The sequence below is a fragment of the Vibrio sp. K4 genome, from assembly GCF_051122595.1.
GTDB classification, from domain to species: domain Bacteria; phylum Pseudomonadota; class Gammaproteobacteria; order Enterobacterales; family Vibrionaceae; genus Vibrio; species Vibrio owensii.
This window is the reverse complement of record NZ_CP178578.1, coordinates 1,971,474-1,992,337: the sequence shown is the minus strand read 5'-3', so window position 1 is coordinate 1,992,337 and position 20,864 is coordinate 1,971,474. Positions and strand designations below refer to the sequence as shown.

Here is a 20,864-nt window from a genome sequence, read left to right as displayed (position 1 = left end):
TTCGTTTTACATTCTGAGTTCTAGCGATTTAATCCGTGCCTCTGCAATGCAGGGGCATTTTTGTGTCTACTATCAGACGTTATCTTAAGCTGGAAAAATGAAGAGGTTTCGCCACACTTACTACAATAAACGGAAAAGGCTGAAACCATGGAAAGAAGACACTTTTTAGCGCTGTGGACATTGTTGTTCGCACGCTCTCTAAAAGCTAAAACACCAATGCGGCCGACGCCAGCACAAACAGAAGGGCCATTTTATCCAGTAGTGGATATTCCTCTTCGTCAAAACTTGATTCTGCAATCAGAAGGCTTGGTCGGTGAACCTATCGTGTTGCAAGGCAAAGTCGTAGATACATCTGGAAACCCAGTTTCAGGCATCAAAGTAGAAATCTGGCAATGCGATGGGCAGGGGATTTACGATCATCCTAAGCAGCCAAATAATGATAAGTTTGATGCCCACTTTGCAGGCTTTGGCGCGGCAGAAACCCAATCGGATGGTCGTTACTTGTTTCAGACTTTGTACCCCGTGCCTTATGCTTCTCGTCCGCCGCACATTCACGTTAAGTTGTGGAGGGGTAACCAAGAGCTTCTGACCACTCAATTATACTTAAAAGGCAATACTGGTGATGAATGGTGGGGTGGCAAAGCCCGTGATTATCTACAGTTTGAAACCATACGAATCGACGGGCGATTAACGGGCGAATTCAACTTTGTGATTGGTTAGCGAATTTAGTTAAGCCATTAACTCAACCAATTGCGCCAAGCATTCTTTATCCAGTATCGGATGAGGCTCGACGCCCGTGACCAAAACGATATCCACGGAAGGTAGCGATGGCATATCGTCTAAGATCTTAAGATCCTCGCTAACGCTAATACTGCCCATCGCACCGATAGCCATGCCTGAACGTACAATCGCTCGTTGTGCAGAGGCTGTATTGCAACACGCCAGTAGTTGATAAGGAGTGCCACGTTTGGTTAATCCGTCTACCGCTGCCGCGTGGTATTTGCAGTCGGTTTGGAATAGGGCGAGAGGGAGAGGTTGGGCGTTCTCGATGTCAAAATCAGGGTGAGTAATCCACACGCCTTTGTCGCTCGCTAGCCAGTAACCTTCTTCACTGTCCGGTGCTCTTGTCACAATAGCGGCGTCTAGCTTTCCTTCATCGAGCTTTTCTCTCAAGGTGATGCTTGGCTCACTGAAAACTTGGATAGAGCATGTCGGTTCAGATTGCTGTAATACGCGGATGACTTTAGGCAGGATATTATCGTTGTAATCCTCGGGGCAACCCAAGCGAAGAGGGCGCTTATTCTCATAACGTTTCACTTGTTTCAGTGCTTGATTGTGCAAGCTGACCAATTGTTCGGCGTGAGAGCGTAGTGCTAATCCTGCTTCACTCAATACTAAGTTGCGACCTTCTTTTTCAAACAAATTGACGCTGAGTTCGTCTTCCAGCTTACGCATTTGTGCACTGAACGCTGATTGGGTGCGATTGATCTGCTTGGCTGCACGAGTGAAACTGCCCGTTTCTACAAAAGCAAGAAAGCTGCGTAACGCATCGATATCCATATCTAAAACTCATCCATCGTTTTTGTTGAAGTGTTCCATCAAAACTATCCGTTAGTCCCCTTAAATACAATCAGATATTGTGAATGAGTAATCAAAACACGAACCGCATGGAGGCGTCATGAAACTGTTTATTGCTAACCAAAACTACTCAAGTTGGTCACTTCGCGCATGGCTGATCTTTTCTCAATTCAAACTGGATGTGAAAGTCACCAAGCTCAAATTATTCACGGAAGATTTTTATAAGACCTTGGAAGATATTACACCAACCGCGAAAGTACCGACCTTGGTGGATGGTGACGCAACCGTGTGGGATTCATTAGCGATTTTGGAATACGTAAACGAGCAATACTTACAAGGCAAAGCATGGCCAAGCAACTCCGCAGAACGGGCTAAAGCACGCGCCATCGCTTCAGAAATGCACTCGGGTTTCTTTGATTTAAGAAACGAACTCCCAATGAATATCCGCGCGCGCAGAAAAGTCGATCTAACGGATGGTGCGCGTAAGGATATTGCGCGTATTGATGCCATTTGGGCTGAGCAAGCCAAACTGTATCCCAACGGTTGGCTATTTGGAGAATGGTCGATTGCAGATGCAATGTACGCACCTGTGGCATTGCGTTTCCAAACTTACGGTATCGAGTTATCGGAAGGTGCCAAAGCTTACCAACAGAAGGTGCTAGCAAGTGAATCTTTACAGCAATGGTTGGAAGAGGCGAGCCAAGAAACGGATATCGTCGAAGAAGATGAAGCAGGGGTAGAAGTTTAAACATAAAAATACGGAGTACAGATACCAGCGATAATATCCGTACTCCGTAGGCTTAATGCTTTTTAAGTGGAGTAAATGTACTTTAGTTCGTTTTGATTAATTCCGTTGCGGTTGCGTCATTGCATCAACCACTTGTTCGATACTCAAAGAGCTGCCTTTTGTCGCTGGGAACTCTTTAAAGGTTTCGAGGAATTTGCGAACGATCGCTTGGGCTGGCACAAACATCCACATTTGATCTGCGTAGAAGTGGCGAACATAAAGTGCTGAGTCTGGGCCTACTTCAAATGGGTCCATACGCAGGTTCACAATCAATGGCCAGCTTGGTGTTTTACGGTAAGCTTCGTTAATCGCACCTTCCATAATCGTAAAGTGGATTTTCCAATCTTTGTAACGCAGTGCGTTTAAGTGACCACCAGCATCGAAGTAGAAGATCTCGTTACGTGCGCCCGTTTCGGCTTTACCAGTAAGTAGATCCAACTGGTTGTAACCATCTAGGTGCGCTTTAAAGGTCTTGTTGTTTGCCTTATGGCCTTTTAGCAGTTTCTCTTTGATATCTGCTTCACCAACAGCAGCAAGCAGTGTTGGCATCCAGTCTTCTTGAGAGAAGATATCGTTGATCACCGTACCCGGTTTGATTTGACCCGGCCAGCGAACCATCATAGGAACACGGAAACCACCTTCCCAAGTCGTACCTTTCTCGCCTTTAAATGGTGTTGTACCACCATCTGGCCAAGTGAATTTCTCCGCACCGTTGTCGGTACTGAAAATTACGATAGTGTTGTCAGCGACGCCAAGTTCGTCGAGCTTTTTCAGCATCACGCCAACTTGGTCATCCAAATCCATCATGCCATCTGCATATAGGCCATAACCGGATTTGCCTTTGTACTCGTCGCTTAGGTGAGTCCAAACGTGCATACGAGTTGAGTTGTGCCAAATAAAGAAAGGTTTGTCTTCTTTTACGGCTTTTTCCATGAAGGCAAGGCTGGCTTCCATAAACTCACGGTCTACGTTTTCCATGCGTTTACGAGTCAGTGGACCTGTATCTTCGATCTTGCCATCTGCCGTCGATTTAAGAACGCCACGAGGGCCGAACTTTTTACGGAATTCAGGATCTTTAGGGTAGAACTCTGATTCAGGCTCTTCTTCTGCATTCAAGTGGTAAAGGTTACCGAAGAACTCATCAAAACCGTGGTTAGTCGGTAAGTGTTCGTCTTGGTCACCCAAGTGGTTTTTACCAAACTGACCCGCGACATAGCCGTGGTTCTTCAGCAGTTCGGCGATGGTTGGATCTTTAGCTTGAATCCCTTCCTTTGCGCCTGGCATGCCAATAGTAAGAAGACCGGTTCGGAATGGGTGCTGACCAAGAATGAAGGATGCACGACCCGCAGTACAACTTTGTTGCGCGTAGGCATCTGTGAAAATGGCACCTTCCTTTGCGATGGTATCAATGTTTGGAGTACGACCACCCATCATGCCGTTGTGGTAAGCGCTAATGTTGTAAAAACCCACATCGTCGCCCCAAAATACCAAAATGTTGGGTTTATCTGCTGCTAGCAAACTGACAGGCGCGACCGCGCTCATCAATACAAGAAACTGTCTCAATATCCTGTTCATCGAGTCCTCCTGGACAATAAATAGAGTTCATTTCTTTTGGAGTAAGAGAATGCGAATTAACCGTAAAGCTGTTCAGTGAATTGCCAAGTAAGCATAGTACACCTGATTGATTTTTCGGATTTAGATACGCTTTTCTTATGAATAGCAAGAGGAAGAAAAGTAGAGTAATCACAATGAAACTGCGGTGGACAAAGGATTTGGAGCGTTAAACAGCGTTAAAAATCAATTTTTATTTTGTTGGAAGTCGGTGTTTTTATGAGTCTCTGTACTTTTCTTTGTCTATCGAATTTGATGACAGGCACTTCTATTTTCAAACTATTTCTTCGCAAGCCCGAACCTTACATTACCTATTAAATTCTCGATTAGAAAAGGCTTAACGCCTAACTAAACGTTAAGGCGTCGCACTTCATCTCCTGCCGTTTTTACCATTCAAATCAAACCACTTAGCCTTTAATTAATGCGCGTCAATCATAGCTAAAATGCAAAGTATTCATTTTACTCATATGGTCAAATCAATAATATTTTTGTGGTTATCGAATGAGGGCGTTGGTTTTCATATCAAAAACACTTGTGGTGCGTTGGTCGAGCTGGAGGTGCCTTTGATATGAGAATTAATCTGTTAAAGGAAACTATTTATGGCTCAGTTAGTCGATGAAATTGTATTTCAATCAGGGGTCAAACTGCACAATCGTATCGTGATGGCACCGATGACGATTCAGTCTGCATTCTTTGATGGCGGCGTAACGCAAGAGATGATCAACTACTATGCGGCACGCTCTGGTGATGCTGGGGCAATCATTGTCGAGAGTGCGTTTGTAGAGAATTACGGTCGAGCTTTCCCGGGTGCGCTTGGTATTGATACCGACAGCAAAATTGCTGGTTTAACTAAACTTGCCGATGCGATTAAAGCAAAAGGCTCTAAAGCCATTCTGCAGATTTACCATGCCGGTCGTATGGCAAACCCTGAGTTTAATGGCGGACACCAACCTATTTCTGCAAGTCCTGTCGCTGCGCTACGTGACAACGCTGAAACACCACTTGAGATGACCAAAGAGCAAATCGAAGAGATGATCGATCGCTTTGGTGATGCAGTAAATCGTGCAATCCTTGCTGGCTTCGATGGCGTTGAAATCCACGGTGCAAACACATACCTGATTCAGCAATTCTTCTCGCCACACTCAAACCGTCGTAACGATAAATGGGGTGGTAACATTGAAAGACGTACTTCCTTCCCATTAGCTGTACTTGCAAAAACTAAGCAAGTGGCTGAGCAACATAACAAATCTGACTTCATCATCGGTTACCGCTTCTCTCCTGAAGAGATTGAACAGCCGGGCATCCGCTTTGATGACACCATGTTCCTACTAGACAAGCTGGCGACTCACGGCTTGGATTACTTCCATTTCTCAATGGGGAGCTGGTTACGTAACTCGATCGTGACACCTGAGGATCAAGAACCGCTAATTGACAAATACCGTAAGCTTCAATCTGAAAGTGTCGCAAAAGTGCCAGTGATTGGTGTTGGTGGCATTGCTCAACGGAAAGATGCAGAAAACGCACTAGAGCAAGGTTACGACATGGTCAGTGTCGGTAAAGGTTATTTGGTTGAACCTATTTGGGCAAACAAAGCGCTTAACGATGAGACCTGTGCCGAGTTCGCGGACATCGCGCAACAAGAAGCGCTGCAAATTCCAACGCCACTTTGGGAAATCATGGATTACATGATTGTGGATAGCGCAGCAGAAGCTTTGAAGCACCAACGCATCAAAGAGCTGCAGAACGTTCCAATCAAATTTAACTCAGGTGAATACACGGCGTATGGTCGCGGTCACAATGGTGACTTGCCGGTTACGGTTACTTTCTCTGAAGATAAAATCCTCGACATTGTGGTGGACTCTTCAAAAGAATCGGACGGCATCGCAAACCCAGCGTTTGAACGTATTCCTCAACAAATTCTTGATGGACAAACACTGAACATCGACGTGATTTCAGGCGCAACAGTCAGCAGCCAAGCAGTACTGGACGGCGTATCGAACGCGGTTGATCTGGCGGGCGGTAACTCAGAAGCACTGCGCTGCAAAGCCAAAGAAGCGGTGGCATGGTCATCGAAAACCATCGAAGAAACCGTGGATATCGTGGTTGTTGGTGGCGGCGGTGCCGGCTTGAGTGCAACGTTAACGGCGCTAGATAAAGGCAAGTCGGTTATTTTGCTTGAGAAGTTCCCTGCAATCGGTGGTAACACAGTGCGCACTGGCGGTTGGGTGAACGCGGCAGAACCAAAATGGCAAGGTGATTTCCCAGCACTTCCTGGCGAAAAAGAAACCTTGATGCTGCTAGCGAAAACAGCGGAATCCGAGTTTGCGGGTGAGTACCTTCAAGACTTCAAGGTACTTAAAGCGCAACTGGATGGCTACTTTACAGACCTTGAGAACGGCAAGCAGTACTTGTTTGATTCTGTCGAATTACACCGCATTCAAACCTACCTTGGCGGTAAACGCACTGACTTGAACGGTGAATCGATTTACGGTCAATACGATTTGGTTGAAACCCTAACGTCTCGCTCTATGGAATCTATTGATTGGCTGAGTGAAAAGGGCATTGATTTTGACCGTAGCGTTGTTGAGATTCCAGTTGGTGCCTTGTGGCGTCGTGCACACAAACCTAAACGTCCAAAAGGCGTAGAGTTTGTCGACAAACTATCAAAACGCATCCAAGAGCAAAACGGTCGCATCATTACAGATACACGAGCGACGGATTTGATGATTGATAACGGTAAAGTGGTCGGCATCAAAGCGGTTCAAGCGGACGGTACAGAGCTTATCCTTCACGTGAATCATGGTGTGGTGTTGGCTTCTGGTGGCTTCGGCGCAAACACTCAGATGATCAAAAAGTACAACACATACTGGAAAGAAATCGCGGACGACATCAAGACCACAAACTCACCAGCATTGGTTGGTGACGGCATCGAAATTGGTGAGAAAGCAGGCGCAGAATTAGTTGGTATGGGCTTTGTGCAATTAATGCCAGTTGGTGACCCTAAATCAGGTGCGCTGTTAACTGGTCTGATTGTGCCACCAGAGAACTTTGTATTCGTGAACAAGCAAGGTAAGCGCTTTGTTGATGAGTGTGGTAGCCGTGACGTGCTTTCTGAGGCGTTCTTCGATAACGGTGGTCTGATTTACATGATTGCGGATGAGAACATTCGTCAAACCGCAGCGAATACATCAGATGAAACCATCGAACGCGAAATCAAAGAAGGCATCATTATTCAAGCTGACACGCTAGAAGAGTTGGCCGAGAAAATTGGCGTTCCGACGCAAGAGCTAACGAACACCATCGCACAATACAACGCTTGTGTGGATGCGGGGCAGGATCCTGAATTCCATAAGAGTGCCTTCGGTTTGAAAGTGGAAAAAGCACCGTTCTACGCAACGCCACGTCAGCCTTCGGTTCACCATACAATGGGTGGCTTGAAGATTGATACTAAGGCGCGAGTGATTGGTAAAGACGGCGAAGTTATTCAAGGTCTTTACGCAGCAGGCGAAGTAACGGGTGGCATCCACGCGGGCAACCGCCTCGGAGGTAACGCGCTGATCGATATCTTCACTTATGGTCGCATCGCTGGTGAGAGTGCATCTGATCTTGTTTAAGCACTCATTCAAGAGCGAAACAATGCAAGATAAGTAATAAATGAGAGGGGAGTGACGCTTCCCTCTTTTCCGTATTTAGTGTTTGGAGAAATCGATGAGCACCAATAAATACAGCGCCAGATTTCAGATGATGGGCACCTTTATCGATGTGGTGGTGTATCACTCGAATGGTGACCTACTGATAAGAGAAGCCTACGCGCAACTCGCCGATTACGCAGAGCGATTTACGGTCAATCAATCCGACTCTGAGTTGATGCGCGTCAACCAAAATGCAGGCATTACACCTGTAGTGGTGGTAAGGGATCTATTTGACCTGATTAAGCTTGCCAAACAGCACAGTGAAGACACAAGAAACCCGTTTAATGTTGCTATTGGGCCTTTAGTAAAAGCGTGGCGAATTGGTTTTAAGGATGCCAAAGTGCCGTCTCATGATGTGATTACTGACAAGTTATCCTTGGTTGATCCTACCAAGATCATTTTGAATGAAGATGACCACTCGGTGTTCTTAAGTCAGAAGGGGATGGAGTTAGACTTGGGCGCGATTGCTAAAGGTTACTTCGCTGATCAGGTAAAGAACAAACTGGTTGAAGCAGGCGTACAAAGCGGTTTTATCAGTTTGGGTGGGAACGTACTGACCATCGGTCATTCGCCAAATAACAGCAACAAAGCATGGAATGTGGGCATTCAGAACCCATTATCAGAGCGTGGTGACGTCGTTCGCGTCGTACCTTTACAAGGCATGTCGATGGTGACATCGGGTATCAATGAGCGATTTTTTGAATCCAACGGGCAGCGTTATCATCACTTGTTGGATGCCAAAACGGGGATGCCAATCTCAACCGATATCGCCAGTTTGACGATTATCTCTCGCCTGTCTGTCGATGGTGAAATTTGGAGTACCGCAGGCTTTTTAGCAAGCGTAGAAGAATCGATGTCGTACCTAAATCAGCAACAGGGTATCGAGGCAGTGGTTGTTTCAAAACAAGGTGAAGTGCACGTCACACAGGGGCTGATGGATTATAAAGGCTGTATTTTATTGCGCGAAGAGTCAGCTCTGGGAGAGTAAGATGAGGCAGAGATTCAAACCTGCCTCGTATCATTAACTTATCGCGTTAGCGTTAATCGTCCGCACCGCATTTAGCGCACTCTTCGTACGTGCGTTCGCCTTCACTGATCACAACATAGCTACCCACACATTGGTCACATAGCGCCAGTTTTGGGTAGGCAATTTTCTCTTTCTTAGACGTCGTGCCGCCTTCAGTTACGTAGTATTTTCGCATTGTCATGATTCATCAGCTGGAACAAGGGCGGCATTATATCCGGAATTGATGAGGAGTGGCGACAATATCGCATTACGCCACCGACTCTATCTCACTCGGATATTGGTTGTTCAGCCAAGCTAAGGCATCTAGCCAGAGATCGTCTTCATGTTTCTTACGGAAGAAGCCAAAGTGTCCAACTTTGGTGCCCAGTTGTTTTGTTTTCACTGTCTCTATTTCGACGTTCGCGTTGCTGTAAAAGCTGGCAAGTTGATGGACGGATTTCGGTGGTGCAAAGTCCATGTCATCATCGATAAGTTTGAACTTAATAGTACAAGTCATTTTCTCGAAATTTTCGCGGATTGGCGTGCCGTTCTCATCAACGATGTAGTGCGGATCGCGTCCCCAGTATGCCCATTGTTTGGCAATGCATTCAGGTAGAGCTTCCCCACCAAGAAAGACTCCAGGAACTTTGCCAAACAGCGTTGATAACACTGGAACGGCGAAATACCACATGGCAAACATGCGCGGTTTAGCAATGCCTTCCCAATTTGCCCAATATCCGCCTTGAGAGGAAACACAGTAAACGCTTTTAAATATCGTGTTGTTTGCCGCTAAACCTAAGATCTGACCGCCAACACTGTGCCCAATACAGTGCCAATCGAGTGCAGGGTGATGGGTTGTCGCCCAATCAATGACGGTAGCCAAGTCCTTTTCTCCCCATGCTTGCATTGTTAAGCGGGGATCGCGCGTATCTTGAATGGAGGATTGACCAATACCGCGATAGTCATAGGTCACCACCAAATAACCATTTTGCGCGAGGAATTGAGCAAAACGTTGATAATAACTTTGCTTAACTGCGGTAGCTGCGTTGATGATGATGCCGGCTTTTACCTCGCTTTCTGGATGGAAAACTCTGGCATGGATGGAGAGCACATCAGGCGTTTTCAGTACTAATTCATTATTCATTGTCGTCCTGACTTGTTGTTATTGAATTGTTAACTTACCTTGATTCAATCTTTGGTGAGTTTCAATGAATCAAAGAAATACAAGCGGATGAGTTTGAAGTAACTCAAGTTTTGCGAGGCATCACTCGTTATTGTATTGGGAAGGGGCGAGGGAACGGAACGGTCTTGGCTGAATAGTGAAATAGATGACAAACAAAAAGGAAAGCGACATGAATGCGGCTTTCCTTTGTTCTTCGTGGGTAGAGTGTCTAGGGACTAGCTCAATAGATCCACGATTGCTTTACCTACGCCGTGTGCGCTCGTTGGGTTTTGACCTGTGATGACTCGGTCGTCCACAATCACAAGCTCTTGCCATGGTTGCACTTTGGAATAACGCGCTGCGCCACGAGCAAGAGACTCTTCCAATAGGAATGGGATATCGTTGATAGTGCCGAAGTCAATCTCTTCTTCGCGAGTGAAGCCTGTTACTGATTTAGACGCAAGTAGCTTTTCGCCATTGCTAAGCGTGATAGGGAGAAGAGCGCCAGGACCATGACAAACTGCAGCCACAATACCGCCATCTTCATAGTGTTTTGCAGAAATCTTGGCAAAATCTTCGTTGCTCGCTAGGTCTGAAAGAAGACCAAAGCCACCCGGATAGAAGATCGCATCGTAGTTGTCACCGTTGATTTGTGACACTGGAATCGTGTTGTTGATGCGGTTCTGGAAATCATCATCCGCCAAGATTTTCTCGTTCACTGCGTCGCCTTCGATGTCGGTTCCGTACAGTGGTGCTTGTCCACCTTTGATCGAGGCAATGTCGTAATCGAAGCCTGCACCTAGTAGCTCGCTAAGGGCATGAGTGAGCTCTGGCGCGTAAGTTCCGTTTGCTTGGTCAGTTTCACCAAGGGTCGCATGGTTCGTCACAATGATGAGTACTTTCTTCATGATGGTTTCCTTTTTGGCTTACGTATATTTGTTGAACACCTTCATACTAATTGTTAAACAAATAAGTGATAATACGATTAATTGGCAAAACATTATTGCTATATTGCAAAGGTAAGTATGGACAGTTTTGAAGGCATCAATGAGTTTGTTACGGTTGCTGAGAGCTTGGGGTTTTCTGCAGCGGCAAAACAATTAGGTTGCAGTACCAGTCATGTCAGTCGCCAAGTCACAAGACTAGAAGAGCGATTAGGTGTCGCCTTGTTAGCACGTTCGACAAGAATGGTGAGTCTAACGGAAGCGGGGCAAGCGTATTATCAACAGTGTAAAGAGCTGGTGATTGGGCTTCAGCAAGCCAATGAACAGCTCACCACGCAGCAAACTCAATTGAGTGGTACGTTACGTGTGAGTGCCGCTGGTGCGTTTTCTGAAAACCATGTAGCGCCTGCCTTAATGGCGTTTGCCAAGCAACATCCTAATCTCACGGTAGAAATCAACTTCAACACAAGCATGGTCAACTTTATTGAAGATGGTTTCGATTTTGCTATTCGTTACGGTAAGTTAAGTGATTCAGGCTTGGTTGCGAGAAAGCTGGTGGACCGTCCGATGGCAGCGGCAGCCAGTCAGCGTTATCTCGATGAACATGGTTTGCCAACGCACCCCGAGCAACTCAAGCGTCATAGCTGCATTATTGCCAATAAGGACGTTTGGTTGTTTGAAAAAGACGGCAAGCCTTTAGATGGCGTAAAAGTGCAGGGCAGATGGAAGAGCAATAACGCACACACGGTCTTGCAAGCCTGTGCAGAAGGATTAGGTGTGGCGTACTTACCGAAGAGCAGTTTCAACGATGCTATTTCGTCTGGTCGTTTGGTGCCAATACTAGAGCCCTATTGGGGAAGTGGTAACAGCAGCTGGATTGTTTATCAGAATCGTCACTTTCTGCCACTAAGAGCGCGATTGGCTATCGATTTTCTACTTGATCATTTTGCCGATTGGCAGGAGTAATAAGGCTCTACCAATCGGTTTGTTTATCCATTCATTAGACCGTCAACATACTAACGTATCTACATGTTTTGATAGCTCGGTCCGCCGCCACCTTCTGGTGCTTTCCATGTGATGTTTTGCGACGGATCTTTAATGTCACAGGTTTTGCAATGCACACAGTTTGCGGCATTGATTTGGAACATTCGCTCGCCTTCTACTTCTACCACTTCATACACGCCAGCAGGGCAGTAACGTTGGCTCGGCTCATCAAACTTCTTCAAATGGACTTGAATCGGAATATGAGGATAGGCGAGCTGCAAGTGGCAAGGCTGATTTTCTTCGTGTTGTGTACCAGACAAAAATACCGATGAAGGTTTATCGAAGCTAATTACACTATCTGGCTTCGAGTATTGAATAGGTTGGCACTCATCAATTGGTTTCAGCTGTTCGTGATCGTGCGAAGGATCAGTGACCGTCCATGGTATTGGTTTTTTCACCAGAGGCTGCCACAGATTGTGTTCGAAGGTGGAAAGTGCGCCGCCCAGCACGCTGCCGAATTTGTGAATGTTCGCACCAAAGTTACGTGTGTCACTAAGTTCTTCATACAGCCATGAATCTTCAAACTTGGTTTGGTAATCCGGTTCCGAATTGGATTGTGTGAACGCGTCAGCAATGGCTTCTGCGGCTAATAAACCGGATTTCATCGCAGTATGGCTGCCTTTGATCTTAGCGACGTTTAAGGTGCCCGCATCACAACCAATCAATAAACCGCCGGGGAATTGCTGTCTCGGCAGAGAAGACAACCCACCTTTTGCAATGGCTCTTGCGCCGTAAGCGATGCGTTGAGCGCCTTTCAAATGTTGTTCGATTGCAGGGTGGTGCTTAAAGCGTTGAAATTCGTCAAACGGACTCAAGTAAGGATTGCTGTAATTCAAGTCGACAATAAGCCCAACGGCGATTTGGTTGTTTTCCATGTGATAGAGAAAACCGCCGCCCGTGGTGTTGGATTCACTCAGAGGATACCCTGCAGAATGAATCACGCTGCCTGATTGATCTTTGGCATCGGCAGGTAACTCCCAAATCTCTTTAAGCCCGAGCGCATAATGTTGCGGTTGTTTATCATCGTCTAAACCAAATCGTTGGATGAGCTCTTTTCCTAGATGACCTCGGCACCCCTCGGCGAATACGGTGTATTTGGCTTTTAGCTCAATACCTGCCTCAAAGTTGGGTTTGGCTTCCCCTTTCTTGTCCAAACCCATGTCGCTGGTGTTTACCCCTGAAACTGCGCCAAATGCATCGTAGTTAACTGTGGATGCGGCGAAACCGGGATAGACCTCAACACCAAGTGATTCTGCTTGTTCTGCTAACCAACGACACAAGTTCGCCAAACTGATGACGTAGTTGTTTTCGTCATTGTGCATTGGGTTGGGGGTAAGAAAGTGGGGAACACGAACGTGATTAAGTTCCGTGGTTAGGTACAAGAAGGCATCGTTTTTTACAGTGGCGGAAAGCGGTGCGCCAATGCTTTGCCAATCAGGAAAGAGTTCGTCTAATGCACGCGTTTCGAATACCGCGCCAGATAAGATATGTGCACCAACCTCTGAGCCTTTTTCTACCACACAAATAGACAGCGGCTCACCTTCACGTTCTTGGTTGAGTTGCGCTAAGCGGCATGCAGCACTCAAACCTGCAGGTCCGGCGCCGACAATCACCACATCAAATTCCATGCATTCTCTTTCCATCTTCTTGCTTCCTTTATGCGAAACCTTTCTTTGTGTTTCAGGTGCTTCTTCTATTACGCAGTGCTCGTATAAAGAACTATAGTCCAGTTGACGTAAACGTAAACTAAACTAAGCTCAAATGGTAACGTCATAGGGCGTGATAAAGATATTGAGTGACAATGTCACAATGCATTTTTTGTTAGCAAGGTAATGAAAAAGCTGAGCTTTAACACCAATCTTTGTCACGCATGACCCAATTGCTAGGACGCGTATCGCTTTGCGATCTGCTAGGAGGGAATGTGAAAGTACTGGTTGCGATTAAACGTGTAATTGACCCTTACGTTAAAGTAAGAGTGAAATCTGATGGTTCCGGTGTGGAAACCAACAACGTAAAAATGACGATGAACCCATTCTGTGAAATCGCGGTGGAAGAGGCAGTACGCCTTAAAGAAACTGGGGTAGCAGAGGAGGTGTTGGTGGTGTCAATTGGTGACACCAGTTGTCAGGAACAATTGCGCTCAGCGCTCGCATTAGGTGCGGATCGTGCGATTCATATTGATGTTGAACAGTCACCAGAACCGCTCGCGGTCGCGAAGTTACTCAAAGCGGTGATGGAGCAAGAACAGGCTCAATTGGTGCTGCTGGGTAAACAGTCAATCGATACGGATAACAACCAAGCCGCGCAAATGTTGGCAGCACTAACGAATCGCCCACAGGGGACATTTGCATCGGAAGTGAAAGTAGAAGGGGAAACGGTTCTGGTTACTCGAGAAATCGACGGTGGCTTAGAGACGCTCAAACTGGATCTGCCTGCAATCATCAGTACGGATTTGCGATTGAATGAACCGCGTTACGCCTCTCTACCGAATATCATGAAAGCGAAGAAGAAGCCGCTATCGGTGATGACGCCAGACTTCTTTGGTGTGAGTGTTGAGCGCTCTCAGCAAGTGTTGGAAGTCATGACGCCGCCTGCTCGTAAAGCCGGTGAGATGGTTGGCAGTGTGAGCGAGTTAGTCGACAAGCTCAAAAATGAAGCGAAAGTGATTTAGGAGGCATAACCATGGAAAACAAACCGTTAGCAACCTTGGTCGTGGTGGAGCACGACAACCAATCACTTTCAGTCGATACATTACGTGCGTTGAGCGCGGCTTCTCAAATTAAACAAAACGGTGCCTCTTTGCCGGTCACCGCCTTGTTAGTCGGACACCAGTTCAACTCAGTATTGAATGAGTTGAAGTGTGTGCAAGGTATCTCGCAGATCGTTGCGATTGATGCTGCCGAATATCAACATGCATTGGCAGAAAACCTGTCTACCTTGATTGCCGAAGTTGGTCGGGATTATTCGCATATCCTAGCTCCCGCGAGTACCTTCGGTAAGAACTTGATGCCCCGAGTCGCTGCCTTGTTGGATGTTGGGCAGTTGTCAGATGTGATTGCAATTGAATCGTTCGATACGGTTGTTCGCCCCATCTATGCCGGTAATGCGTTAGCCAGAGTTCGTTCGGACGATACAACCAAAGTAATGACGATTCGAAGTTCAGCGTTTGACGCAATTGCTGTGTCTGACTCACCAGTAGCCGAGAATGTCGTGACGTTAGAAACGGTCATTAAGGCAGATCACAGTGAGTTTCTTTCACAGCAAAAAGCGGAAAGCGAAAGACCAGAGCTACCGGCGGCAAACGTTGTGGTTTCTGGTGGTCGAGGGTTAGGCAGCAAAGAGAATTTTGCGCTGGTGGAACAGCTTGCCGATAAGCTTGGTGGTGCAATTGGCGCATCACGCGCTGCGGTAGACGCAGGCTTTGTCTCTAACGATTTGCAAGTAGGGCAAACGGGTAAGATTGTCGCGCCTCAACTGTACATTGCTGTAGGTATTTCCGGTGCAATTCAACATTTAGCAGGGATGAAAGATTCCAAGGTAATTGTGGCGATCAACAGTGACCCTGAAGCACCAATCTTCCAAGTCGCAGACTATGGTTTGGTTGGTGATCTGTTTGAGATTATGCCGGAATTATTGGAGAAGGTTTAAGTTAGGTATTTGTCGGGCGCCGTTCCCTACATCGAAGAATGAGCGAGTAGGGAATCCCTTCATGCTCGCTACTTTAAGTCGTCATTCTGAACAGCGAGGAACGAGCGTGATTCAGAATCTATTGTCAAAGTGCACGGTTGGAATATCGCTATGAAAGCCCTTCAGTGCATTTTGCCATTAGATTCCTAGTCGCGCTTAGGCTTGCTGGAATGACGCGCTAAAGTTTCTTCTTAAGTATCAGGTTTTTACGGCGCTTTTTGTTGATTACAGACCAAACAGCGTCATTCCCTAGAGTGAAGAATGAACGAGTAGGGAATCTCTAATTCAAGTTCATCCTCATCCTCAAAACAAAAGGGCCTCCGATTGGAAGCCCTTCGCTAATTATGGCAAAAGCTGCTTAAACGCTCGGTTTTCTCAAGTGCTCTGCCAGTACTTTTGTGAACCTTGCTGCTTCACCGCCGGTACATGCGCGATGGTCAAACGTTATCGAAAGTGGCATGGCTTTCACTGCTACAGCTTGTCCGTTTCGAATTACAACCTTCTCAATGATTCGACCTGCACCGACAATCGCGACTTGTGGCGGTGTGACCACAGGCGTTGCGTAAATACCGGCAATTGCACCAAAGTTTGAAAGCGTAATGGTGGCGTGCTGTAACTGCTCACGACCGATCTTACGTTCACGTATGCCTTGTACGGTTTGGTCCAACCAACGGCGTACCTCTTGAGGCTCGTATTCATCAGCGTGTCGTAGAACAGGTACGTACAAACCGTGTCGACTGTCTACGGCAATACCAATATTCACCGTGCTGTGGACACAGCGCGTCATGGTTTCGGCATCGAACCATGCATTCATGGCTGGCTCTTCCTGACACGCATGCACAATCGCTTGGACCAGACGAATACTGATGTCTTCACCTTGCTTCCAGCCTTCCAACACGGCTTCTTCGGTAATGGTGACCGCCGCGACATTGTGATGGGATTCTGCCATGGTCGACACCATGGTTCGGCGCGCGCCTTTGAGTACTTCTGTACCGGGGCGTTGTTTGCCTGCTTCATCGTAGATATCGGCATCGACGATCAAACCATCCGGACCACTGCCTTTGACCAAATCTAAATCCACACCCAGTTTCTTCGCTAATAGGCGAGCAGAAGGAAGCGCTGTGATGAGGTTATCAGGCGATGGGTTGTGTTCGCCACCAATCCAGAAATCGTCGACATTCACGCTGTGCGCATGTTGGGATACATTACCGACCACAGTTGCTGCATCGGCAGTTTGTTTCTGCTCTGAAACGGTTTGCTCCGCTCCGGTTTCATCGATTTCCAGAAGTAGAGCACCAATGTTGATTACGTCACCTTCTTCACCATGACGACTCACGATACGACCGCCATAAGGCGCAGGTACGTCCACGGTCGCTTTTGCGGTTTCGACGGTAAGCACCACTTGATCGAGCTTGACCATATCACCGACACTAATATGCCATTTCACAATTTCTGACTCAGCGAGACCTTCGCCGAGATCGGGTAAGTTAAACGTCTTCATTTCCAATCCTCCACGAGTTCGCGCGCGGCGAGCACAATGTCTTCTTCCTGAATCATGTAATAATCTTCGTTGCGGTAGTACGGCATGATGGTATCCATACCTGTGACACGTTTTGGTGGCGCTTTGAGTAGGCACATCGCATGTTCTGCGGTTCTGGCTAGCAGCTCTGAGCCGACACCACAGGTTTTGCTGGCTTCATGTACCACCAAGAGGCGTCCGGTTTTCTCTAGCGAACGGAAGATGGTCGCGGTATCAATGGGTTTGATGCTGGCTAAATCAATCACCTCAACTTCGATACCTTGATTGGATAGCGTTTGAGCCGCTTGCAGTGATTCGACAACACACGCCCCCCAAGTCACTAACGTAATATCGCGACCTTTGCGAAGGGTAAAGCATGTGTCGAGAGGAAGCGCTTCGCCATTATCCACCACTTCAGATTTCACTGTGCGATAGATACGTTTTGGCTCAAAGAACATCACCGGATCGTTGCTTCGAATGGCTGCTAGGAGCAAACCATAAGCGCGTTGCGGTGAGGAAGGAATGACAACCTTAAAACCTGCGGTGTGAGCAAACAATGCTTCGACACTTTCGGAGTGGTGCTCTGGTGCGTGAATACCGCCACCAAAGGGCGCGCGGAACACTGCAGGACAGGTGAGTCGACCACGAGTACGGTTACGCATTCGTGCCGCGTGACACATTAAATGCTCTAATGCAGGAAAGACAAAGCCTTGGAATTGAAACTCTGCCACAGGTCGTAGACCTTGCGTAGCCATGCCGACAGTGACACCGCCAATAAGCGCTTCAGCTAAAGGTGTGTCGATAACACGCTTAAGACCGTATTTTTGTTTGAGTCCAACAGTAGCGCGGAATACACCGCCGTTATCACCCACATCTTCGCCAAGGACGATGACATTCGGATCGTGTTCCATTTCATGGTACAGTGCGAGGTTCACTGCTTCAACTAACGTGAGTTCAGCCATGTTTCCCTCCTTGCATTCGCATTGCTTTGTTGATTAGCTCATCCCTTTGCGCATGAAGCTCTTGGGGTAGGGATTCATAAAGGAAATCGAAGCCCGTTTCAGGTGCTTGATTTGGCATGTTGAGATAACGTTCAACGGCGAGTTCTACTTGTTCTTTACAGTGGGCTTGCCACTCTTGTTCTTTCTCGTTACTCCAAACACCTTGATTGGTGAGAAAGGCTTTAAGTCGACGAACGGGTTCATATTGCCAAGCAGTTTGAACCTCATCCTCGTTACGATAACGGGTCGCGTCGTCGGCGGTGGTGTGGTCGCTCAAGCGGTAACTTACTGCTTCAATTAACGTTGCGCCTTTGCCTTTTCTCGCTCGTTCAAGGGCGGTCATTGTTGCATCAAACACCGCGACGACATCGTTGCCATCCACCGTAATACCGGGGATGCCAGCACCTTTGGCTTTTTCTGAGAGAAATTCCGCAGCACATTGCAAACTGCGCGGCACGGAGATCGCCCATTGGTTATTGTTCACCACAAAGACTAATGGGATGTTCCATGCGCCCGCACAGTTAATGGATTCAAGGAAGTCGCCTTTGGAAGTGCCGCCATCGCCGCACATCACCAAAGCCGCATCGTGATTGCCTTGGATTTTCAGTGCTGCTCCAACACCAACGGCATGGGTACACTGGGTTGCGATTGGGACACAGAAGGGGAGGTCTTTGCTCGGAAAAGGGCTGCCTTCAGGAGCGAAGTCGCTGCCGCGTTCATCGCCTCCCCAGTATTGCAGGTTCTTTTCCATTCCTATGCCACGACACCACATGGCGGGCATGTCGCGATAATAAGGAACAAACACATCACTGGCTTTTAGCGCTCTGCCTACCGCTATCCCAACGGCTTCCGAGCCAAGGTGCGATGGGTAGGTGCCTAATTTACCAGTGCGTTGCAGGGCAACGGCTTTGTTATCGTAGGTGCGAGTTAATACCATGTCTTGGTAAAACCCGACTAGTGTTTCGAGATCAGCCCAGTTGGGTAGTTGGCTGACGAGGTTCCCATCATGGTCGATAAACCGATGCATGGGTAATGCCTGAACGTTCATCTCAAGCTCCTTTTGACGCTGCGGGTCTTTTGGACTGCAGCTGCTCATTGTTTCGATCTCAGCCTGTATGGGTACTCAGGCTTTGATATCAGCGCAAAAGGTCATACCTAGGATTGCAGTTGTTTTGATAGTTATCGACGCTTTTGGTGCTCGTCTCTCTAACAAAAGTGTGTTCTGGTAAAACACAAGGCGTCATTTATTACTGCTGTTTACACCGCCTAATCCAGTGATGAATCTTGGTATAACCAGATACAGTAAGTGTAAACAAATTGTTAAATTATGCTTTAATTTGAGTTGTAACCCACAGTAAAGTTTCGCTTACACCGTACTTTTCTAGGATAAAACACTGCTTTTTTGAATTGTACGTTTTCGAAGTTGAAGGGAATCACTGAGTTTGACAGGAAATTTGTAATAAAATTATGCTGTAAAATTCGACAGGTTGAGTGATTTATCAACCATATCCGCGCAGATCCAGTAACACGTTAATCTCTCCGTCACGCTTTGACGATAGATTTGAATTTGTCGCTTCCCTCGATAGTTGAATGCAGGTAGTGTAGCGACTAATGAAAGTCAGTGATACGCATGGAGAAGTTATGTACCACATTCATGTTTACTTCCCGCTTCAGCAGCAGGATAAAGCTCAAGCCTTGAATGAGATCATTCGTCAAGAACGCCAAGATGTTTTGCGCGTTTTCCCTTTAGTGTGCAAGTTGGTTGGTCCACATAAGATGCCGATGTTTGAGCTGCATGTTGAATCGATAAGTGATGAGTTTATCGCATGGCTTGATACCATTCGTGGCGGTTTTTCGGTTCTGATTCATCCTGTCAGTGATAACGAGCTGCGTGATCATACCGAGCGTGCGATTTGGTTAGGTCGTGAGCTTGGCGTGTTTGAAGAAAAGCTCGAAGCATAATTCGTTTGGGTAGACCGTTTCTTTCCCTCCTATTTGGTCTATCCAGATTCAGCAATTCCGTCCATCGTGTGCTAAACCTTAATAACGGTAGTGATAAAGTCGTCACTGCCGTTTTGAGTACATTTATGATGTTTAACAACGCATTAAAACAAGATTAAGCACAAAAACAGGGAAGTGCAGTTTACGACCCCAACGCCATTGGCAGTGGAAAAGGACATTTCTGGAGGGGAAAGGGTATGCTTACAATACTCTTAGTCGCACTTGCGCTGTATATTTTCTGGTTGTTGTTTCGTAATGGTCCTGCGTTTGCAGAGCGAGTACCGAACAAAAAACGTAACTGGGTCGGACCCACGTCAAATCAAAAAGAATGGCAGGGCTATTGCTCCGAAGTCTTTCAGCCATTCAGCTCTCAAACTACCTTTTATGCCATCGCGTATTTTGCCAATTTTGTCGCTGCGGCAAACGCCATATCATGGTCGATAGTGTACGAGGGAGATTACTCCGTCATCATCAGTCGCTTTGGCAGCTACTTCATTCTCAATACGCACGATGCATTGGTAATATCTGGGTTCGTCGCACTGGCGTGTTTCATCATTAATTGGCAAATGGCGGTACACTGCGCGGGGATCATGAGTCAGTACTTGGTGCGAATCTTAATCATCAATCGTACGCGCTTCGTTGCGATTAGTTTGGTGTTCTGCAGTTACTTTGCTTACTTGCTGACTGTCGGCATTTTCTGGTTGTTCCACGACGGATACTCCATTTGGCATGGGCTTACGCTCACTCCGGTATTTCTGCTGTTGGCTTTGTTGCTTGCGGTTGTGTTGCCATCAATGAAGAAAGAACCAGCTGAAAAAGAGTAAGTACCACT

Annotated in this window: 18 protein-coding genes; 9 read left to right on the top strand and 9 right to left on the bottom strand. The window is 47.0% G+C overall.

Going from position 1 to position 20,864, the window contains the following annotated elements; translation table 11 throughout:
* Positions 1 to 147 precede the first annotated feature (147 nt).
* Positions 148 to 720: a protocatechuate 3,4-dioxygenase gene (locus tag ACLIIY_RS26450; RefSeq protein WP_171370324.1), complete on the top strand. Its 573-nt coding sequence runs from the start codon at positions 148 to 150 to the stop codon at positions 718 to 720.
* Between the two features lie 9 nt (positions 721 to 729).
* Here the strand turns inward: ACLIIY_RS26450 and ACLIIY_RS26445 are convergent, their stop codons facing one another.
* On the bottom strand, positions 730 to 1,560 hold the full coding sequence (locus ACLIIY_RS26445; RefSeq protein WP_434528852.1) for a LysR family transcriptional regulator: 831 nt from the start codon (positions 1,558 to 1,560) through the stop codon (positions 730 to 732).
* A gap of 118 nt (positions 1,561 to 1,678) precedes the next feature.
* Between ACLIIY_RS26445 and ACLIIY_RS26440 the strand changes: the two genes are divergently transcribed.
* Positions 1,679 to 2,326 (top strand): glutathione S-transferase family protein, encoded by a 648-nt coding sequence (locus ACLIIY_RS26440; RefSeq protein ID WP_434528851.1) that lies wholly within the window; start codon positions 1,679 to 1,681, stop codon positions 2,324 to 2,326.
* A gap of 96 nt (positions 2,327 to 2,422) precedes the next feature.
* Here ACLIIY_RS26440 and ACLIIY_RS26435 read toward each other — a convergent pair whose 3' ends face one another.
* On the bottom strand, positions 2,423 to 3,940 hold the full coding sequence (locus ACLIIY_RS26435) for an arylsulfatase (protein ID WP_434528850.1): 1,518 nt from the start codon (positions 3,938 to 3,940) through the stop codon (positions 2,423 to 2,425).
* 635 nt (positions 3,941 to 4,575) lie between these two features.
* Here ACLIIY_RS26435 and ACLIIY_RS26430 point away from each other — a divergent pair.
* Positions 4,576 to 7,590, top strand: a complete 3,015-nt coding sequence (locus ACLIIY_RS26430) for a flavocytochrome c (RefSeq protein ID WP_434528849.1) — start codon at positions 4,576 to 4,578, stop codon at positions 7,588 to 7,590.
* Between the two features lie 94 nt (positions 7,591 to 7,684).
* Positions 7,685 to 8,656 carry an FAD:protein FMN transferase gene (locus tag ACLIIY_RS26425; protein WP_434528848.1) on the top strand — a complete coding sequence of 324 codons (972 nt, stop codon included), beginning with the start codon at positions 7,685 to 7,687 and terminating at the stop codon, positions 8,654 to 8,656.
* 52 nt (positions 8,657 to 8,708) lie between these two features.
* Here ACLIIY_RS26425 and ACLIIY_RS26420 read toward each other — a convergent pair whose 3' ends face one another.
* The 3 genes from ACLIIY_RS26420 to ACLIIY_RS26410 all read right to left on the bottom strand — a co-directional run bounded on the left by ACLIIY_RS26420 (position 8,709) and on the right by ACLIIY_RS26410 (position 10,744).
* Positions 8,709 to 8,876, bottom strand: coding sequence for a hypothetical protein (locus tag ACLIIY_RS26420; RefSeq protein ID WP_434529539.1), 168 nt, complete (start codon positions 8,874 to 8,876; stop codon positions 8,709 to 8,711).
* Positions 8,877 to 8,942: 66 nt separating this feature from the next.
* Complete coding sequence (locus tag ACLIIY_RS26415) at positions 8,943 to 9,818, bottom strand: alpha/beta hydrolase family protein (RefSeq protein ID WP_434528847.1); 876 nt, start codon at positions 9,816 to 9,818, stop codon at positions 8,943 to 8,945.
* 254 nt (positions 9,819 to 10,072) lie between these two features.
* Complete coding sequence (locus tag ACLIIY_RS26410) at positions 10,073 to 10,744, bottom strand: type 1 glutamine amidotransferase domain-containing protein (protein WP_009704625.1); 672 nt, start codon at positions 10,742 to 10,744, stop codon at positions 10,073 to 10,075.
* A gap of 117 nt (positions 10,745 to 10,861) precedes the next feature.
* On the opposite strand from ACLIIY_RS26410, the gene ACLIIY_RS26405 reads away from it, so the two are divergent.
* Positions 10,862 to 11,746 (top strand): LysR family transcriptional regulator, encoded by an 885-nt coding sequence (locus tag ACLIIY_RS26405; protein ID WP_408696374.1) that lies wholly within the window; start codon positions 10,862 to 10,864, stop codon positions 11,744 to 11,746.
* A 59-nt stretch (positions 11,747 to 11,805) separates the two neighbouring features.
* Here the strand turns inward: ACLIIY_RS26405 and ACLIIY_RS26400 are convergent, their stop codons facing one another.
* Positions 11,806 to 13,467, bottom strand: coding sequence for an electron transfer flavoprotein-ubiquinone oxidoreductase (locus ACLIIY_RS26400; RefSeq protein WP_408696373.1), 1,662 nt, complete (start codon positions 13,465 to 13,467; stop codon positions 11,806 to 11,808).
* Between the two features lie 278 nt (positions 13,468 to 13,745).
* On the opposite strand from ACLIIY_RS26400, the gene ACLIIY_RS26395 reads away from it, so the two are divergent.
* Together ACLIIY_RS26395 and ACLIIY_RS26390 are read left to right on the top strand one after the other, a co-directional pair.
* A complete protein-coding gene (locus tag ACLIIY_RS26395; RefSeq protein ID WP_408696372.1) occupies positions 13,746 to 14,495 on the top strand; it encodes an electron transfer flavoprotein subunit beta/FixA family protein in 750 nt (249 codons plus the stop codon).
* An 11-nt stretch (positions 14,496 to 14,506) separates the two neighbouring features.
* Entirely contained in the window at positions 14,507 to 15,472 is a 966-nt protein-coding gene (locus ACLIIY_RS26390) for an electron transfer flavoprotein subunit alpha/FixB family protein (protein ID WP_408696371.1), read from the top strand.
* Positions 15,473 to 15,869: 397 nt separating this feature from the next.
* Here the strand turns inward: ACLIIY_RS26390 and ACLIIY_RS26385 are convergent, their stop codons facing one another.
* The 3 genes from ACLIIY_RS26385 to pdhA are packed head-to-tail and all read right to left on the bottom strand — an operon-like array spanning position 15,870 to position 19,079.
* A complete protein-coding gene (locus ACLIIY_RS26385) occupies positions 15,870 to 17,012 on the bottom strand; it encodes a dihydrolipoamide acetyltransferase family protein (RefSeq protein ID WP_408696370.1) in 1,143 nt (380 codons plus the stop codon).
* Positions 17,009 to 17,992, bottom strand: coding sequence for an alpha-ketoacid dehydrogenase subunit beta (locus ACLIIY_RS26380; protein WP_434528846.1), 984 nt, complete (start codon positions 17,990 to 17,992; stop codon positions 17,009 to 17,011). Before ACLIIY_RS26380 ends, ACLIIY_RS26385 begins: the two co-directional genes overlap by 4 nt.
* Entirely contained in the window at positions 17,985 to 19,079 is a 1,095-nt protein-coding gene (gene pdhA / locus ACLIIY_RS26375; protein WP_434528845.1) for a pyruvate dehydrogenase (acetyl-transferring) E1 component subunit alpha, read from the bottom strand. Before pdhA ends, ACLIIY_RS26380 begins: the two co-directional genes overlap by 8 nt.
* Before the next feature lie 593 nt (positions 19,080 to 19,672).
* On the opposite strand from pdhA, the gene ACLIIY_RS26370 reads away from it, so the two are divergent.
* Both ACLIIY_RS26370 and ACLIIY_RS26365 read left to right on the top strand, forming a co-directional pair.
* Positions 19,673 to 19,993, top strand: a complete 321-nt coding sequence (locus ACLIIY_RS26370) for a DOPA 4,5-dioxygenase family protein (protein WP_005450131.1) — start codon at positions 19,673 to 19,675, stop codon at positions 19,991 to 19,993.
* 236 nt (positions 19,994 to 20,229) lie between these two features.
* Positions 20,230 to 20,856: a hypothetical protein gene (locus tag ACLIIY_RS26365; RefSeq protein ID WP_009696323.1), complete on the top strand. Its 627-nt coding sequence runs from the start codon at positions 20,230 to 20,232 to the stop codon at positions 20,854 to 20,856.
* The last annotated feature ends 8 nt before the right edge of the window (positions 20,857 to 20,864 follow it).

Excerpts from the sequence above, each read along its gene's own strand:
- ACLIIY_RS26450 (WP_171370324.1), top strand. The coding sequence starts at position 148 with ATGGAAAGAAGACACTTTTTAGCGCTGTGGACATTGTTGTTCGCACGC.
- ACLIIY_RS26445 (WP_434528852.1), bottom strand. The coding sequence starts at position 1,560 with ATGGATATCGATGCGTTACGCAGCTTTCTTGCTTTTGTAGAAACGGGC.
- ACLIIY_RS26440 (WP_434528851.1), top strand. The coding sequence starts at position 1,679 with ATGAAACTGTTTATTGCTAACCAAAACTACTCAAGTTGGTCACTTCGC.
- ACLIIY_RS26435 (WP_434528850.1), bottom strand. The coding sequence starts at position 3,940 with ATGAACAGGATATTGAGACAGTTTCTTGTATTGATGAGCGCGGTCGCG.
- ACLIIY_RS26430 (WP_434528849.1), top strand. The coding sequence starts at position 4,576 with ATGGCTCAGTTAGTCGATGAAATTGTATTTCAATCAGGGGTCAAACTG.
- ACLIIY_RS26425 (WP_434528848.1), top strand. The coding sequence starts at position 7,685 with ATGAGCACCAATAAATACAGCGCCAGATTTCAGATGATGGGCACCTTT.
- ACLIIY_RS26420 (WP_434529539.1), bottom strand. The coding sequence starts at position 8,876 with ATGACAATGCGAAAATACTACGTAACTGAAGGCGGCACGACGTCTAAG.
- ACLIIY_RS26415 (WP_434528847.1), bottom strand. The coding sequence starts at position 9,818 with ATGAATAATGAATTAGTACTGAAAACGCCTGATGTGCTCTCCATCCAT.
- ACLIIY_RS26410 (WP_009704625.1), bottom strand. The coding sequence starts at position 10,744 with ATGAAGAAAGTACTCATCATTGTGACGAACCATGCGACCCTTGGTGAA.
- ACLIIY_RS26405 (WP_408696374.1), top strand. The coding sequence starts at position 10,862 with ATGGACAGTTTTGAAGGCATCAATGAGTTTGTTACGGTTGCTGAGAGC.
- ACLIIY_RS26400 (WP_408696373.1), bottom strand. The coding sequence starts at position 13,467 with ATGGAAAGAGAATGCATGGAATTTGATGTGGTGATTGTCGGCGCCGGA.
- ACLIIY_RS26390 (WP_408696371.1), top strand. The coding sequence starts at position 14,507 with ATGGAAAACAAACCGTTAGCAACCTTGGTCGTGGTGGAGCACGACAAC.
- ACLIIY_RS26385 (WP_408696370.1), bottom strand. The coding sequence starts at position 17,012 with ATGAAGACGTTTAACTTACCCGATCTCGGCGAAGGTCTCGCTGAGTCA.
- ACLIIY_RS26380 (WP_434528846.1), bottom strand. The coding sequence starts at position 17,992 with ATGGCTGAACTCACGTTAGTTGAAGCAGTGAACCTCGCACTGTACCAT.
- pdhA (WP_434528845.1), bottom strand. The coding sequence starts at position 19,079 with ATGAACGTTCAGGCATTACCCATGCATCGGTTTATCGACCATGATGGG.
- ACLIIY_RS26370 (WP_005450131.1), top strand. The coding sequence starts at position 19,673 with ATGTACCACATTCATGTTTACTTCCCGCTTCAGCAGCAGGATAAAGCT.
- ACLIIY_RS26365 (WP_009696323.1), top strand. The coding sequence starts at position 20,230 with ATGCTTACAATACTCTTAGTCGCACTTGCGCTGTATATTTTCTGGTTG.